Origin of the sequence: Christiangramia portivictoriae DSM 23547, assembly GCF_000423045.1 — a bacterium.
Taxonomy (GTDB): Bacteria; Bacteroidota; Bacteroidia; order Flavobacteriales; family Flavobacteriaceae; genus Christiangramia; species Christiangramia portivictoriae.
On sequence record NZ_KE383971.1, the window covers coordinates 492,393 to 505,991 of the forward strand.

The following is a 13,599-nucleotide window of genomic DNA, read 5'->3' on the forward strand; positions in this document are numbered from 1 at the left end:
ATCGATGATATCACCAATGCCGGTCCTCATATGAAAGACTGTTTTAATGAATGATTGTTACAGTAAATTTTACTTACTTTACCATTATGAAGAAGAAAACACTGGTTCTTGGTGCATCCCTTAAGCCCAACAGGTACTCCTATCTGGCCATTAACAGGCTTGTAAGATTTAAACAGCCCACCGTAGCGATCGGGCTTAGAGAGGGAACAGTAGATGGGGTAAGCATCCATACAGAAATGATGGACTTTGAAGATATTGATACCGTTACTTTGTATCTCAATGCTAAAAGGCAGGAACAGTATTACGATTATATCATTTCACTGAGTCCAAAAAGAGTGATCTTCAATCCCGGGACAGAAAATCCTGTGTTTTATTCACTACTTCGGAAGAATAATATTTACTTTGAAAATGCCTGTACGCTGGTGCTACTTTCTTCTCAGCAATACTAGTCCCAGGAAAGTTAAAAACCCATTGAGGATAAGGATAAAGAATCCAAATTCGAATCCTAACCAGGCAAGGCTGTTGATGCTAATTACGTAAGAAAGCACCGGAGCCAGAATGGCGATTACCGGTACCAGTTTATCTTTTACCTGCCAACTGGTAAATAGTCCGAATGCATAAAGACCGAGTAGCGGCCCGTAGGTATAACCGGCGAACTGAAATAATTTATTGATAACACTTTTGTCTGCGATCGCATATTTAAAAAGGAGCATGACCAGGATGAGTAGTATGGAGATCGCAATATGAATCTGCTTTCTAATCCTGATCTGTTTTTTCTCATCATACTTTTTCTCTATGTCCAGAATATCGATACTAAAGGAGGTGGTTAGACTGGTTAGCGCACTATCTGCACTGGAGTACGCAGCGGCGATAAGTCCCAGGACAAAGAACACCGCCACCGCAAAACCAAGATCACCGCTGGCTGCAATGGCCGGGAACAATTCATCTTTCGTTTCAGTGATCCCGTTAAGATCGGCGTAATCTGTAAGCAGCACTCCAAGAGCCAGGAATAAGAAGTTTACGAACACCAGAACAATGGTAAACCAGAACATGTTTTTTTGCGCATCTTTTAGGCTTCTGCAGGTAAGGTTTTTCTGCATCATATCCTGATCAAGGCCAGTCATCACGATTGCGATGAACGCCCCGGAAAGAAATTGTTTCACAAAGTGATCTTTGCTTTTCCAATCCTCAAAAAAGAAGATCTGGGAATGTTCACTTTCAGCTAAATAATTCATGAGATTCGCTACAGAGAATCCGAGATCTTCAGAAATAAAATAGATCGTAATCCCCAATGCAAGAAGCATAAAGAAAGTTTGCAGCGTATCTGTCCACACGATGGTCTTAATTCCACTTTTAAAAGTATAGAGCCAAATAAGCAGGATGGTGATAGATACTGTAATGTAGTATGGAACACCTAACGCATCAAATACGATAAGTTGTAGCACATTGGCCACCAGGAATAATCTAAAACTTGCACCAACCACCCGGCTAAGCAAGAAGAACGAAGCTCCGGTCTTATAGGAAGCATTTCCAAAACGTGTATCCAGATAGGTGTAGATGGAAGTAAGATTTAGTTTATAGTAGAGCGGGAGCAACACCTGTCCGATAACCGCATATCCCAGGGTATATCCCAGCACAACCTGGAAATAACTAAAGGAGTCGGTTTCCACGGTTCCAGGAATGGATATAAACGTGATCCCGCTTAGGGAGGCACCAATCATCCCAAAAGCGACCAGGTACCAGGGAGCCTGCTTGTTCGCTTTAAAAAATTCAGCATTACTGCCTCCTCTTCCAGTAAAATAGGAGATAAGAATAAGTACTGCGAAATAGGCTGCGATGAGTAGAAGTACCTGGTATGGTTGCATAATCTTACTTTAAAGCGGGCAATTTACAAATTAACGTGAAGCTAATTTCATGCAGTAAAAAAATCATAAATTCGCATATGGATTTTTCTTCAAAATTACTGGAACAGGCAGTAGACGAAATGTCTCAGTTGCCGGGAATTGGAAAGCGCACAGCGCTAAGACTGGTGCTTCATTTGCTCAAACAACCGGGAGAGCAGACCGGCAGGTTGTCGAAAGCCCTCTTAGATCTTCGCGAGAATATCAAACTTTGCCGCAATTGCTTTAATATTAGTGATACCGAACTTTGTGAGATTTGTGCAAATCCTAATCGAATTTCAGAGATCGTATGTGTGGTGGAAGATATTCGCGACGTGATGGCTATAGAAAACACCGGACAGTATCGGGGTCATTATCATGTGCTGGGAGGTAAGATAAGTCCCATGGACGGTATCGGCCCTTCGCAGCTAACGATCAAAGCCCTTATAGAAAAAGTAAAGGAAGGGAAGATCGAAGAGATCATATTTGCCTTGAGCAGCACGCTGGAAGGTGATACAACTAATTTTTATATTTTCAAGCAACTGGAAGGAACCAGTATCAAAACCTCTACGATCGCCAGGGGAATTTCAGTAGGAGATGAGCTGGAATACGCAGATGAGGTGACCTTAGGAAGAAGTATTACCAACCGGATTCCTTTTGAGAACAGCCTGAAAAGCTAGTAACTGTACAGAAACTAAAATTTACAGGTAGCTAAAATTATCCGAAACTTTTTCAATTCCGTCGTTGAAATTGTAATTTTAGCGGGAGTTTGAATGAATCACTTGTTTGAAAGAATATCAGTATAATTCAATTTTATTGATTTTTTAATATTTAATAAGTGTTAATTTGATTAAATTCGCAACCTGAATAATAAAAATCGCATCTGATTTAACGATATGGCAAAATTTGAATTGAAATTACCTAAAATGGGTGAAAGTGTTGCTGAAGCAACCATTACAAGCTGGCTCAAGGAAGTTGGAGATACTATTGAAATGGATGAGCCGGTACTTGAGATCGCTACAGACAAAGTTGATAGTGAGGTTCCTTCAGAAGTAGACGGTACCCTTGTGGAAAAACTTTTCGAAGCTGATGATGTGGTAAAAGTAGGCCAGGTGATCGCTATTATTGAAACCGATGGTGATGAAGATGTGGCTTCCGAAGAAAAAGAAGAGGAAGAACCTGCTGAAGCGGCAGAGGTTTCCAAGACCGTGGAAACTGCCAAAGAAACTGCTTCCGCAGAAAGCAGTGAAGATTATTCAGATTCTGATAAATTTTATTCTCCACTCGTTAAGAATATTGCAAAGGAAGAGGGGATCTCACTTACTGAGCTTGACGCTATCGATGGAACCGGAAAGGATTCGAGAGTAACTAAAAATGATATTTTAGAATACGTAGAGAACAGGAAAAAAGGAGGAAATGCTGCATCGGCTGCGTCAACACCAAAAGCAGTTGAATCCAAAGCTACTGAGAACAAGATTTCCAGCTCACCAGAACCTGTGGTTAGCGGTGAGGATGAAATCGTGGAAATGAGCAGAATGGGTAAGATGATCGCTCATCATATGGTGGATAGTGTTCAAAAATCTGCACATGTACAGTCCTTTATCGAGGTAGATGTTACCAATATCTGGAACTGGAGAAATAAGCATAAAAATGAGTTCCAAAAGAAAGAAGGAGAGAAACTAACATTTACTCCAATCTTTATGGAAGCTGTGGCAAAGGCGATACGTGATTTCCCTTTGATCAATATCTCTGTAAATGAGGATGCTACCAAGATTATCAAGAAGAAAAATATAAACCTTGGAATGGCGGCGGCCCTTCCCGATGGAAATCTAATTGTTCCGGTTATAAAGAATGCCGACAGGCTTAACCTTGTGGGAATGGCGAAAGCTGTAAATGACCTCGCGAATCGTGCGAGACAAAACAAATTGAAGCCTGATGATATACAGGGTGGTACTTATACCGTGACCAACGTAGGTACGTTTGGAAGTATTATGGGTACTCCTATCATCAATCAGCCGCAAGTTGGAATCCTGGCACTTGGTGCAATTCGTAAAATGCCAGCTGTTATTGAAACTCCTGATGGTGATTTTATTGGAATCCGATACAAGATGATCCTTTCTCATAGTTATGATCACCGTGTAGTGAATGGCGCTCTTGGAGGGCAGTTCGTACAGCGTGTGGCGCAATACCTGGAAGGTTTTGACAAGGATCGTGAGATCTAGAACTATATAATACTATGGAAAAAGCTGCAAAGAAGAAACTTTGCAGCTTTTTTATTATAGGTTGTTTAGAAAGGAATTAAGCAACTGCAAAGCGGGATGCTGAGCGTCAGTACTTTCACTTACTAATAGATCCTTCTTGTTCAGGTCCCTGTATCCCAGGATCTCTTCTGCTTTGTCTGCATCCACTTTGTGATAGGCCATGGACCAGTTGCTGAACTGGCGATCTTCCAGTCTGAAGAAATTTCTATAACCGATCGATGTCTCGGGTCTGTCCTGATCTTTTCGTAAAGATCGTCAACCGTAGCATCTTCCCCTTCAAGGTACTGGATAAAAAGTCCCTGGTAAGAAATCAATAATCCTGTGACTTCGATGCTGGAATTATTTTTTCTGCTTTTCTGAAGCAATGATTCCATATCTGATTCCTTTAGAATATGGGATTGCTGACTTATATAAGAGATATATTTCAACTTTATTCTGTTATGCAGGTTTTCAAATATATAAAATCAAATTAATTAAGGATTTCTGGAAGATGAACTTATGCATTGGCTCTATACAGCATGAGTGCTTCTGAAATCCCCCGAGCGATGGAGAAACAGCTTATAATTATAGTATATTTGCCTGAAATAATACATTTCTCATGGAGCTGAAGCTTACCAGGCCAATTTGTTTTTTTGATCTAGAAACTACAGGAACCAACATTTCCAAAGATCGTATTGTGGAAATGGCTGTTCTTAAAGTCTACCCAAACGGGAATAAAGAGAGTTATACCTGGCTGGTAAATCCAGAATGTGAAATTCCCAAGGAGGTCATTGCCATTCATGGCATCGATAATGAAAAAGTGGCTAATGAGCCAACTTTTCAGCAACTGGCGACGAAAGTACACGATCTAATCAAAGGATGTGATCTTGCCGGTTACAATTCCAATAGATTCGATATTCCACTACTGGCGGAGGAATTACTTCGCGCCGGTATTGATTTTGAAATGAAAAATGTCGTAGCTGTAGACGTTCAAACGATATTTCATAAGAAAGAACAGCGAACCTTGTCTGCTGCATATCAGTTTTACTGCGGTAAGGAGCTGGAAGGAGCCCACGGGGCAGAGGCCGATACTGAGGCTACTTACGAAGTGCTCAAATCGCAACTGGACCGCTATGACGATCTTGAAAATGATATGAAATGGCTGGCAGATTTCAGCTCCCGAAAAAAATTCGCCGATTTTGCCGGATTTATAAGTTTCGATAAAAAAGGAAGAGAAGTATTCTCTTTTGGCAAATACCGTGGTAAACTGGTAGAACAGGTGCTTGAAGATGAACCTGGCTATTTTGGCTGGATGCAAAATGCAGACTTTCCTTTGTATACCAAAAAAGTACTTACTGCAATCAAATTGAGAAAACTTAATACAAAATTATCCTGATTGAAAGGTTCTGCTCTGTTTCTGATCCTCGTTTTTTTTGCTTTTCAATGTCTGGCACAAAATTCCAGAATATCGGGAAGAGTAATCGACAGAACCACAAATAAGGCTTTGCCTTACGTTCATATCATGTTTCAGGATTATAAACTTGGAACCAGTACAGATGAACAGGGAATGTTCGCTTTCAATATTGCAGACAGCCTAAAAGGAGAATTGCTCATTTTTACCCATGTTGGTTACGAGAGGGAATTACTAAAAATTTCTGATCTTGAAACACAGCGATTGGTGCTCATGGATGCGCTTACAGAAGGTCTGGGAGAAGTCATGATCGTACCTGTCAATAAGAATAGGTCTTTTACTTACAGGCCAGACTGGCGCTACGAAACGGTTGGTATTGGAAACATGAATGCAGCATTGTATCCTTCCACAATCGCACGCTATTACCCAAAACCTGATAAGTTTGAGAAAACTGCATTTCTGGAAGAGATCACCGTCTACTTTTACGCTACGGAAGAGCAAAAAGGTTTAGAACCCAAATTTCGAATACATTTCTACGATGTGGATGAAAATGGACTGCCCGGTAAAGATATGACTCAGGACATCATTGTCACCAAACCAACAGGCAAAAACAGGCTTGATGTTGCATTACTTGACCGAAAAATTCAGGTTCCTGAGGAAGGTTTTTATATAGGTTTGGAACACCTGTTTATTACAGAAAATCAGTATTTCGAAGTCAAGGACTACTATATCAACAATGAGCTCGTAGCAGAAGATTACCGGAATAAACGTTATGGACCTGTGTACAAAGGTGTCTTCGCACCCGAAGAATCCAATTTTAAAGTATACTTTTTCGAACCCGGAGGATGGGTGGATATCAGAACCTGGAACATCACCTATAACGACAGGAAAGGCAAATATGTAATGCCGGAATTCAAGGTTAAAATCACCGATTAGTATGAACAGGGTTTACGGTCTTATCATTCTGTTGATAATTACAATCTCCTCTAATGCCCAGACCAGGATGATCGAGGGAGTGGTGGCCGATTCTGTGACCAGGGAGCCTTTGGTGTATGCGAATATTTATGTGCTAAATACAAGTATAGGAACGACCAGCGATGAACAAGGTTATTTTCAGCTTAGAGAACCGGCGATAGATCAAAAGTTACGTTTTGGTTATGTTGGTTACGACTACAAAGATATTACATTCAAGAAGCAGAAACTGGATACGATCTATCTTTCGCCTAACAATGAAGAGCTGAAGGAGGTTGTTTTGCAAGTGCCCACTGGTGAAAAACGCCTGAGAATAAAGGCTTCCAAATCTGGACAAAAGCTGGGTATTTCAAATTCCGGTAATGATGAAGGTGCCCGCATATTCCTGCGATATTTTGCTAAGCCTGAAAAATTTCAGAATGAGGAAGCTTATTTAAATTCCGCAGAATTTTTTCTATTTAAAGGTATAGGTAGTATTAATCGCGATTATATTTTCCGGGTTCGCATTATGAGTATCACCAGCGATGGTGAGCCCGGTTATGATCTCATAGATAATATCATTTTACAGGGGAAACCCGGCTCAAAAATTAAAACAGATTTCAGGCAGGAACAAATTCGTATTCCCAGGGAAGGCTTCCTGATAGGAGTGGAAGGATTGCAGATCGATCAGAATTATACAGGAACCACCCGGCTGGTTCTTGAAAATGGCGATCTCCAGGATGTTAAAAGATATGGCCCCACCTTTAAAGCAGTGGAATCCAGGGATCCTGTGTATTATCTAAGTCGGGGAGAATGGAAGAAATTAAATATGCCTGTGCCGGCAATGAACCTTATAATCACTAATTAGTATGAAAATTATTTGTGTAGGCAGAAATTATACAGATCATATTTCAGAATTGAAAAATGAGAGACCAGAGGAACCGGTTCTGTTTCAGAAGCCGGATACTTCAATATTATTAAAAAAGCAGCCATTCTTTATTCCAGATTTTTCCAATGATATTCATTATGAAGTCGAGGTACTGGTGAAAATCAGGAAAATAGGAAAACACATCCAGGAGAAATTTGCACATAAATATTATGATGAAGTGGGTCTTGGAATCGATTTCACCGCCAGAGATCTTCAGAATAAACTAAAAGAAAAAGGACTGCCCTGGGAGAAATCCAAGGCATTTGATGGTGCAGCTGTAATTTCAGACAAATGGCTGAGCAAAAAGGATCTACCTGCGATGGATGATCTAAAATTCAGGCTCGAAAAAAATGACGAGATCGTGCAATCTTCCACTACGGCACACATGCTTTGGAAAATTGATGAATTAATTGCTTATATTTCGTCGTATTTCACCCTTAAAATTGGTGATATCATCTTTACTGGAACACCTGCAGGAGTAGGAAAAGTCGGAACAAACGACCAGTTAGCAGGTTACCTGGAAGAGCAACAAATGTTTTCTATCAAAGTAAAATAATATAAATGAGTAATTATAATCTTGACGACGTTCAGGAAATGGCTGGCGGCGATGAAGAATTTTTGTTAGTAGTAGTCCAGACATTTCTTGAGGAAATTCCACCAGACGTTGCTGCGATGAATGAAGCTATTGATAATGATAACCCTTCACTGGCTTACCAGTATGCTCATAAAATGAAACCAAACCTGCAAATGTTTGGCTTGAACCTTATGGAACAGATCAAGGTTATCGAAGCCTGGTCGAAACATGGGCAACGAAAAGACGAAGTGCCGCAAGCTGCAGAAACCATTACTAAAAAAGTTACAGTTGCTTCAGAAGCGCTAAGAAAAGATTTTAACCTGGGATGAAAGCTGAAATCGTAACCATTGGCGATGAGATTCTCATTGGGCAGATCGTGGATACGAATTCTGTATATATTTCTAAACAGCTAAATAAGATTGGCGTAAGTGTTCACCAGATCACCTCCATACAGGACGATCGCGAGCATATACTGCAGACCTTAAAGGAGGCCTCTTCCCGGGCTGATATTATCATTATTACGGGAGGATTAGGTCCCACCAAAGATGATATCACCAAAAAATGTCTTTGCGAATTTTTTGATGATCATCTGGTAAAGAACGAAAAAGTCCTGCGGCACATAGAGGAGCTTTTCGAGAAATATATCGATACGCCAATTTCAGATCTTAACCGGGAGCAGGCTATGTTACCGTCTAAGGCTATTGCTCTGCATAATGAGTATGGAACCGCCGCGGGAATGTGGTTCAGACAGGGAGATCAGGTCTTTATTTCCATGCCTGGTGTTCCCTATGAAATGCGCGGACTCATGGAGCATGAGATCATCCCTAGAATACAATCTGAGTTTTCAAGGCCAGTCATTTTACATAAGACAGTCATTACTCTTGGATTGGGAGAAAGTGCGATCGCTGAGCGTATCGAAAGCTGGGAGGATGCGTTACCCGATCATATCAAGCTGGCTTATCTGCCTAATCTTGGGAGGGTAAGACTTAGGCTGAGCGCAAGAGGTACAGATCATAAGGAACTGGAAGACGCCATTGAGGAACAGATCAATGAATTGCGAAAGATCATTGGAGAAATTATGTATGGTTTTGAAGATGATGATCCAGTAGAAATTGTTATTGCCAGGCTGCTTGAAAGAAATAACTGGACGCTATCCACTGCTGAAAGTTGTACTGGCGGTCAACTTGCGTCCAGGTTTACAGAAGCGCCAGGTTCCTCAAAGACTTTTAAGGGAAGCCTGGTTTGTTACGCCACCCAGTCAAAGATTGACTTGCTCGACGTCCCGGAGCAGTTGATAAAAGAGAAATCTGTGGTTAGCGCTGAAGTTGCCAAAGCTATGGCAGAAGGCGCCAGAAAGAAGTTTAAAACAGATTTTGCCTTGTCTACCACCGGTAATGCGGGACCTGAAAAAGGAGACAGCGATGCAGAGGTTGGTACCGTATTTATAGGCCTGGCTACTCCGCAAGAAACCCATTCCTTCGAATTTTTGTTTAGTAATCACCGTGAAAAGGTAATTGGTAAAACAGTGAATAAAAGCCTGCAAATTTTACTGGAACAAGCGCTAAAACTTCAGTCTAGAGATTGACACTCAATCCGGTATCTTAAACATTTTTTAAAATTTGGTATTTGATCCTTTGATCATTATCATTAAAAATATGTATTTTTGCAACCGCTCAGGCTTGTTGACGGTACTTAACGGGGATTTGTAAGAGATATTTTCGACGTAAAATATTTTTTTTCATTTTGTTGTCTGTTAGGTAAAAAAATCGTTAATTTGCAGCCTGTTTTGAAATAACGAGAAAAGTATAGAGCAATGTCAAGAGTTTGTGAACTTACCGGGAAAAAAGCAATGGTTGGGAATAATGTTTCTCACGCCATGAACAAGACTAAACGTAAATTTAACGCGAATCTGGTTAAAAAACGTTTTTTCCTTCCTGAAGAAGACAGATGGATCACCCTTAAAGTGTGTACATCTGCATTAAAAGATATCAATAAAAAAGGCATTTCTGCCGTAATTAAGGAAGCTAAAGCAAAAGGGTTTCTTCAGAAATAATCCCAAGCAGCACCTAAAAATATTTCACAATGGCAAAGAAAGGTAACAGAGTTCAGGTAATTCTAGAATGTACAGAGCACAAAGCATCTGGGCAACCAGGTACTTCAAGATATATTACTACAAAAAATAAGAAGAATACACCGGATAGAATGGAGTTGAAGAAATTCAACCCTATTCTTAAGAAAATGACGGTTCATAAAGAAATTAAATAATTGAGTCATGGCAAAGAAATCAGTAGCATCTATTCAAACAGGATCTAAAAGATTAACCAAAGCGATAAAAATGGTTAAATCTGAGAAAACCGGTGCCTACACTTTTGTAGAACAAATCATGGCTCCGGAAGACGTTAACGACTTCTTGAAGAAGTAATATCGTTCACAAACGATTTTAAATAATCATAAAAAGCCGTCCTGGATTTATTCTGGACGGCTTTTTCTTTTTATGTATCTTTATTGCCGTAAAAAAGGAGCTTAATACCTTCATTTACCTAATAACCTGCCAGAAAAAATGAGTTTATTTAAAAAGATATTTTCTAAAGAGAAAAAGGAAAACCTTGATAAGGGACTGGAAAAATCCAAAGCCAGTTTTTTTGATAAAATGAGCAAGGCAGTTGCCGGAAAGACCAAAGTTGATGAAGAGGTTTTGGATGATCTGGAAAACGTCCTTGTTAGTAGTGATGTGGGTGTTGCCACCACCATCAAGATCATCAATAGAATCGAAGAGCGCGTAGCCCGGGATAAATACCTTGGCACTGACGAGCTGAACAAAATCTTAAGGGAAGAGATCGCAGCATTACTTTCTGAAACCAATAAAGGAGAAGCTTCAGACATTAGCCTTCCTGAAGGGAAAAAGCCATATGTGATTATGGTGGTTGGTGTAAATGGTGTTGGGAAAACCACCACAATCGGCAAACTTGCCAATCAATTCAAGAGTAGAGGTAAAAAGGTTGTACTTGGTGCAGCAGATACTTTTCGTGCCGCTGCCATAGACCAGTTACAAATCTGGGCAGATCGTACAGATGTTCCTATCATCAAGCAGAAAATGGGAAGTGATCCTGCTTCCGTTGCTTTTGATACGGTGCAAAGTGCTGTGAAGCTAGGTGCAGATGTGGTTCTTATCGACACAGCCGGTAGGTTGCACAACAAAGTGAACCTGATGAAGGAGCTTACCAAGATCAAACGAGTGATGCAAAAAACCATTCCAGAGGCACCTCATGAGGTGATGCTTGTATTAGATGGGTCTACCGGGCAAAATGCTTTCGAGCAGGCTAAACAGTTTACCGCAGCTACAGAAGTAACCTCACTAGCCGTGACCAAACTGGATGGTACCGCAAAGGGTGGTGTGGTAATTGGGATTAGTGACCAATTCCAGATTCCTGTTAAATATATAGGGGTAGGCGAGAGAGTGGAGGATTTGCAGGTTTTCAATAAATATGAATTTGTAGACTCATTCTTTAAATAATGAAACGACTATTTCTTCTTTTTGTACTGGGAACTTTACTAATTTCCTGTAAAAATGATCCTAAAAATTCTGAAGCAGTTCAAACTTCTGAAGACTCTACTTCGGTTTCTTCGGAAGAGCGGGAATTTAAAGTTCTGGATTCAGAATATATTACAGCAGACAGTTTGTGGCTGCCATTTCAGAATGATCTGGACGAGTTTTCTTCCGAAGTATACGAAGAAGTAAAAGCTTTGGTATTCGAAAAGTCTATCCCGGAAATCCAGGAATCCATCGCCTCAGGAAGACTTACTTATGAAGAACTATCCCTGTTTTATTTAACCAGAATCAGGGAATATGACCGCGAGAACATGCTTTCTCTCAATTCGGTGATCGCATTAAATCCTGAGCTTATAGCTGAAGCACGGAAAAAAGATGAGCAATTGAAGAAATCAACCAATAATCATCCTATTTACGGGATTCCGGTACTGCTGAAGGATAATATCAATACCCTGGCGATGCCTACCACCGCAGGTGCCGAAGCCCTGAAGGATAACCGAACCGAAGATGCTTTTATCGTACAACAGCTAAAGAAGAACGGTGCTCTAATTCTGGGAAAGGCGAATCTTAGTGAATGGGCCTATTTCTTTTGTGGGGAATGTCCAAGTGGATATTCGGCAGTTGGAGGACAAACTCTGAATCCTTATGGTAGAAAAATTCATGATACCGGCGGATCAAGTTCTGGAAGTGGAGTGGCAGTAGCCGCGAATCTTGCTCCCGTAGCAGTAGGATCTGAAACTTCCGGTTCTATCTTATCACCATCAAGTTCAAATTCTATTGTGGGATTAAAGCCAACGATTGGTTTGCTAAGTCGCGGCGGGATCATACCCATTTCAAGTACCTTAGATACTCCTGGTCCTATGACCAGATCTGTGATCGATAACGCTATCCTGCTTTCTGCGATGACCGGTGTCGATTCAGAGGATCCTGCTTCTTCCGCAGCTCAACAACCTTCCAATCTCTATAAGAATCTAAAAAATTCAAGTCTCAAAGGAAAACGATTTGGTGTGATCAAAAGTTTACAGTCAGATTCTTTGTATACGCGAGCAGTAGCCGATCTTAAAAAAGCTGGTGCAACCATCATTGAATATGATGCAGAGGAAATTGATCTTCCAAATTTCCTGAGATTGCTGAACCTGGACATGCAAAAAGATCTTCCGGAATATTTTCAGAAGTATGGAGGAGACGTTGATTTCCAGGACGTTCAGGATGTGGTGGACTATAATGCTTTAGATTCAGTAAAAAGAGCTCCTTACGGACAAGCTTTGTTTCTGGGAATCTTAAAAGATTCAGCCAGTACTGAAGAATTTGCAGCGATCAAGGATACTTTAAAAATCAACGGTACGCGATTTCTGAGCAAACCAATGGAAGAGCATCAACTGGATGCGATCATTTCTATCAACAATTACCACGCTGGCTATGCGGCAGTTGCGCAATATCCTGCCATAACGGTTCCTATGGGCTACACTAAAGAAAATCAACCTATGGGTCTAACCTTTATTAGTAAGCCTTTTACCGAGAAGCAATTGCTGGAATTCGCATTCGCCTTCGAAAAGACTTCGAAACGTAGAAAAACACCAAAGGATTATAATGAGTGAAAAAGCAGACAGATACCTGGTCCTGATATCTAAAATCATCTTTTTTTATAGCATCTTTTTTGTAGTGATGAAAGTTATTTCGATGTTTCAGGGAGCATGGGTCATACCAAATTTGATTCTGGCACTACCGTATTTAATCTTTGGTATAGTAGGAGGTTTCATGGTCAAGTATAATAAATATAACTGGCTGTACGTAATTGCAGGGGTAATTTTGATAAGCATCGTTCGCTATTACGAAGTGGAGTGGATGCTTCAGCTCAAGGAGCATTTTTCCAACTAATTTTTACATTTCCTTTCCTGTTTGTATCAATTCAGAAAGTTTAGTCGCGTATGTGCGACCTATGGAAGCCTGAATGAATTCCATTTAGTTTATTCAGCTTAAAATTAGGTGTATAAATTTTACACCTTATCTTTGCACCCGCTTAGATTTTAGGATTCACCAATCTTAAGCATTTAGAAAGCAATAT

Annotated in this window: 17 protein-coding genes; 15 read left to right on the forward strand and 2 right to left on the reverse strand. The window is 40.4% G+C overall.

What is annotated here, in order from left to right; translation table 11 throughout:
* Positions 1-86: 86 nt before the first annotated feature.
* A complete protein-coding gene (locus tag G529_RS0110715; RefSeq protein WP_026915524.1) occupies positions 87-449 on the forward strand; it encodes a CoA-binding protein in 363 nt (120 codons plus the stop codon).
* On the opposite strand, the gene G529_RS0110720 is transcribed toward G529_RS0110715, so the two are convergent.
* Positions 426-1,865: a sodium:solute symporter gene (locus G529_RS0110720; RefSeq protein WP_026915525.1), complete on the reverse strand. Its 1,440-nt coding sequence runs from the start codon at positions 1,863-1,865 to the stop codon at positions 426-428. The genes G529_RS0110715 and G529_RS0110720 overlap by 24 nt on opposite strands.
* A gap of 77 nt (positions 1,866-1,942) precedes the next feature.
* On the opposite strand from G529_RS0110720, the gene recR reads away from it, so the two are divergent.
* Both recR and G529_RS0110730 read left to right on the forward strand, forming a co-directional pair.
* The gene (recR, locus tag G529_RS0110725; protein WP_026915526.1) at positions 1,943-2,560 is read left to right on the forward strand and encodes a recombination mediator RecR; all 618 of its coding nucleotides are present in this window, start codon (positions 1,943-1,945) and stop codon (positions 2,558-2,560) included.
* A 216-nt stretch (positions 2,561-2,776) separates the two neighbouring features.
* Positions 2,777-4,102 carry a dihydrolipoamide acetyltransferase family protein gene (locus G529_RS0110730; RefSeq protein ID WP_026915527.1) on the forward strand — a complete coding sequence of 442 codons (1,326 nt, stop codon included), beginning with the start codon at positions 2,777-2,779 and terminating at the stop codon, positions 4,100-4,102.
* Positions 4,103-4,242: 140 nt separating this feature from the next.
* Here the strand turns inward: G529_RS0110730 and G529_RS15750 are convergent, their stop codons facing one another.
* Entirely contained in the window at positions 4,243-4,569 is a 327-nt protein-coding gene (locus G529_RS15750; RefSeq protein WP_051201413.1) for a BLUF domain-containing protein, read from the reverse strand.
* 170 nt (positions 4,570-4,739) lie between these two features.
* Here G529_RS15750 and G529_RS0110740 point away from each other — a divergent pair, with 170 nt between their 5' ends.
* From G529_RS0110740 to G529_RS15755, 12 genes are all read left to right on the forward strand, one after another.
* A complete protein-coding gene (locus G529_RS0110740) occupies positions 4,740-5,516 on the forward strand; it encodes a 3'-5' exonuclease (RefSeq protein WP_026915528.1) in 777 nt (258 codons plus the stop codon).
* Positions 5,517-6,467, forward strand: a complete 951-nt coding sequence (locus tag G529_RS0110745) for a carboxypeptidase-like regulatory domain-containing protein (RefSeq protein ID WP_026915529.1) — start codon at positions 5,517-5,519, stop codon at positions 6,465-6,467.
* 1 nt (position 6,468) lies between these two features.
* A complete protein-coding gene (locus G529_RS0110750; protein WP_026915530.1) occupies positions 6,469-7,350 on the forward strand; it encodes a carboxypeptidase-like regulatory domain-containing protein in 882 nt (293 codons plus the stop codon).
* Position 7,351: 1 nt separating this feature from the next.
* Complete coding sequence (locus tag G529_RS0110755; RefSeq protein ID WP_026915531.1) at positions 7,352-7,966, forward strand: fumarylacetoacetate hydrolase family protein; 615 nt, start codon at positions 7,352-7,354, stop codon at positions 7,964-7,966.
* A 5-nt stretch (positions 7,967-7,971) separates the two neighbouring features.
* Positions 7,972-8,313, forward strand: coding sequence for an Hpt domain-containing protein (locus tag G529_RS0110760; protein ID WP_026915532.1), 342 nt, complete (start codon positions 7,972-7,974; stop codon positions 8,311-8,313).
* The gene (locus G529_RS0110765) at positions 8,310-9,569 is read left to right on the forward strand and encodes a competence/damage-inducible protein A (protein ID WP_026915533.1); all 1,260 of its coding nucleotides are present in this window, start codon (positions 8,310-8,312) and stop codon (positions 9,567-9,569) included. Before G529_RS0110760 ends, G529_RS0110765 begins: the two co-directional genes overlap by 4 nt.
* Positions 9,570-9,797: 228 nt before the next feature.
* Positions 9,798-10,037, forward strand: a complete 240-nt coding sequence (gene rpmB / locus G529_RS0110770; protein ID WP_026915534.1) for a 50S ribosomal protein L28 — start codon at positions 9,798-9,800, stop codon at positions 10,035-10,037.
* Between the two features lie 29 nt (positions 10,038-10,066).
* Positions 10,067-10,249, forward strand: coding sequence for a 50S ribosomal protein L33 (gene rpmG / locus G529_RS0110775; RefSeq protein ID WP_013070733.1), 183 nt, complete (start codon positions 10,067-10,069; stop codon positions 10,247-10,249).
* Between the two features lie 7 nt (positions 10,250-10,256).
* Positions 10,257-10,406 (forward strand): DUF4295 domain-containing protein, encoded by a 150-nt coding sequence (locus G529_RS16425; RefSeq protein ID WP_084509775.1) that lies wholly within the window; start codon positions 10,257-10,259, stop codon positions 10,404-10,406.
* A 138-nt stretch (positions 10,407-10,544) separates the two neighbouring features.
* Entirely contained in the window at positions 10,545-11,498 is a 954-nt protein-coding gene (gene ftsY / locus G529_RS0110785) for a signal recognition particle-docking protein FtsY (protein ID WP_026915535.1), read from the forward strand.
* The gene (locus G529_RS0110790; RefSeq protein WP_026915536.1) at positions 11,498-13,132 is read left to right on the forward strand and encodes an amidase family protein; all 1,635 of its coding nucleotides are present in this window, start codon (positions 11,498-11,500) and stop codon (positions 13,130-13,132) included. The genes ftsY and G529_RS0110790 overlap by 1 nt, the downstream gene beginning before the upstream one ends.
* Positions 13,125-13,412: a hypothetical protein gene (locus G529_RS15755; protein ID WP_051201414.1), complete on the forward strand. Its 288-nt coding sequence runs from the start codon at positions 13,125-13,127 to the stop codon at positions 13,410-13,412. The genes G529_RS0110790 and G529_RS15755 overlap by 8 nt, the downstream gene beginning before the upstream one ends.
* The last annotated feature ends 187 nt before the right edge of the window (positions 13,413-13,599 follow it).

Excerpts from the sequence above, each read along its gene's own strand:
- G529_RS0110715 (WP_026915524.1), top strand. The coding sequence starts at position 87 with ATGAAGAAGAAAACACTGGTTCTTGGTGCATCCCTTAAGCCCAACAGG.
- G529_RS0110720 (WP_026915525.1), bottom strand. The coding sequence starts at position 1,865 with ATGCAACCATACCAGGTACTTCTACTCATCGCAGCCTATTTCGCAGTA.
- recR (WP_026915526.1), top strand. The coding sequence starts at position 1,943 with ATGGATTTTTCTTCAAAATTACTGGAACAGGCAGTAGACGAAATGTCT.
- G529_RS0110730 (WP_026915527.1), top strand. The coding sequence starts at position 2,777 with ATGGCAAAATTTGAATTGAAATTACCTAAAATGGGTGAAAGTGTTGCT.
- G529_RS0110740 (WP_026915528.1), top strand. The coding sequence starts at position 4,740 with ATGGAGCTGAAGCTTACCAGGCCAATTTGTTTTTTTGATCTAGAAACT.
- G529_RS0110750 (WP_026915530.1), top strand. The coding sequence starts at position 6,469 with ATGAACAGGGTTTACGGTCTTATCATTCTGTTGATAATTACAATCTCC.
- G529_RS0110755 (WP_026915531.1), top strand. The coding sequence starts at position 7,352 with ATGAAAATTATTTGTGTAGGCAGAAATTATACAGATCATATTTCAGAA.
- G529_RS0110760 (WP_026915532.1), top strand. The coding sequence starts at position 7,972 with ATGAGTAATTATAATCTTGACGACGTTCAGGAAATGGCTGGCGGCGAT.
- G529_RS0110765 (WP_026915533.1), top strand. The coding sequence starts at position 8,310 with ATGAAAGCTGAAATCGTAACCATTGGCGATGAGATTCTCATTGGGCAG.
- rpmB (WP_026915534.1), top strand. The coding sequence starts at position 9,798 with ATGTCAAGAGTTTGTGAACTTACCGGGAAAAAAGCAATGGTTGGGAAT.
- rpmG (WP_013070733.1), top strand. The coding sequence starts at position 10,067 with ATGGCAAAGAAAGGTAACAGAGTTCAGGTAATTCTAGAATGTACAGAG.
- G529_RS16425 (WP_084509775.1), top strand. The coding sequence starts at position 10,257 with ATGGCAAAGAAATCAGTAGCATCTATTCAAACAGGATCTAAAAGATTA.
- ftsY (WP_026915535.1), top strand. The coding sequence starts at position 10,545 with ATGAGTTTATTTAAAAAGATATTTTCTAAAGAGAAAAAGGAAAACCTT.
- G529_RS0110790 (WP_026915536.1), top strand. The coding sequence starts at position 11,498 with ATGAAACGACTATTTCTTCTTTTTGTACTGGGAACTTTACTAATTTCC.
- G529_RS15755 (WP_051201414.1), top strand. The coding sequence starts at position 13,125 with ATGAGTGAAAAAGCAGACAGATACCTGGTCCTGATATCTAAAATCATC.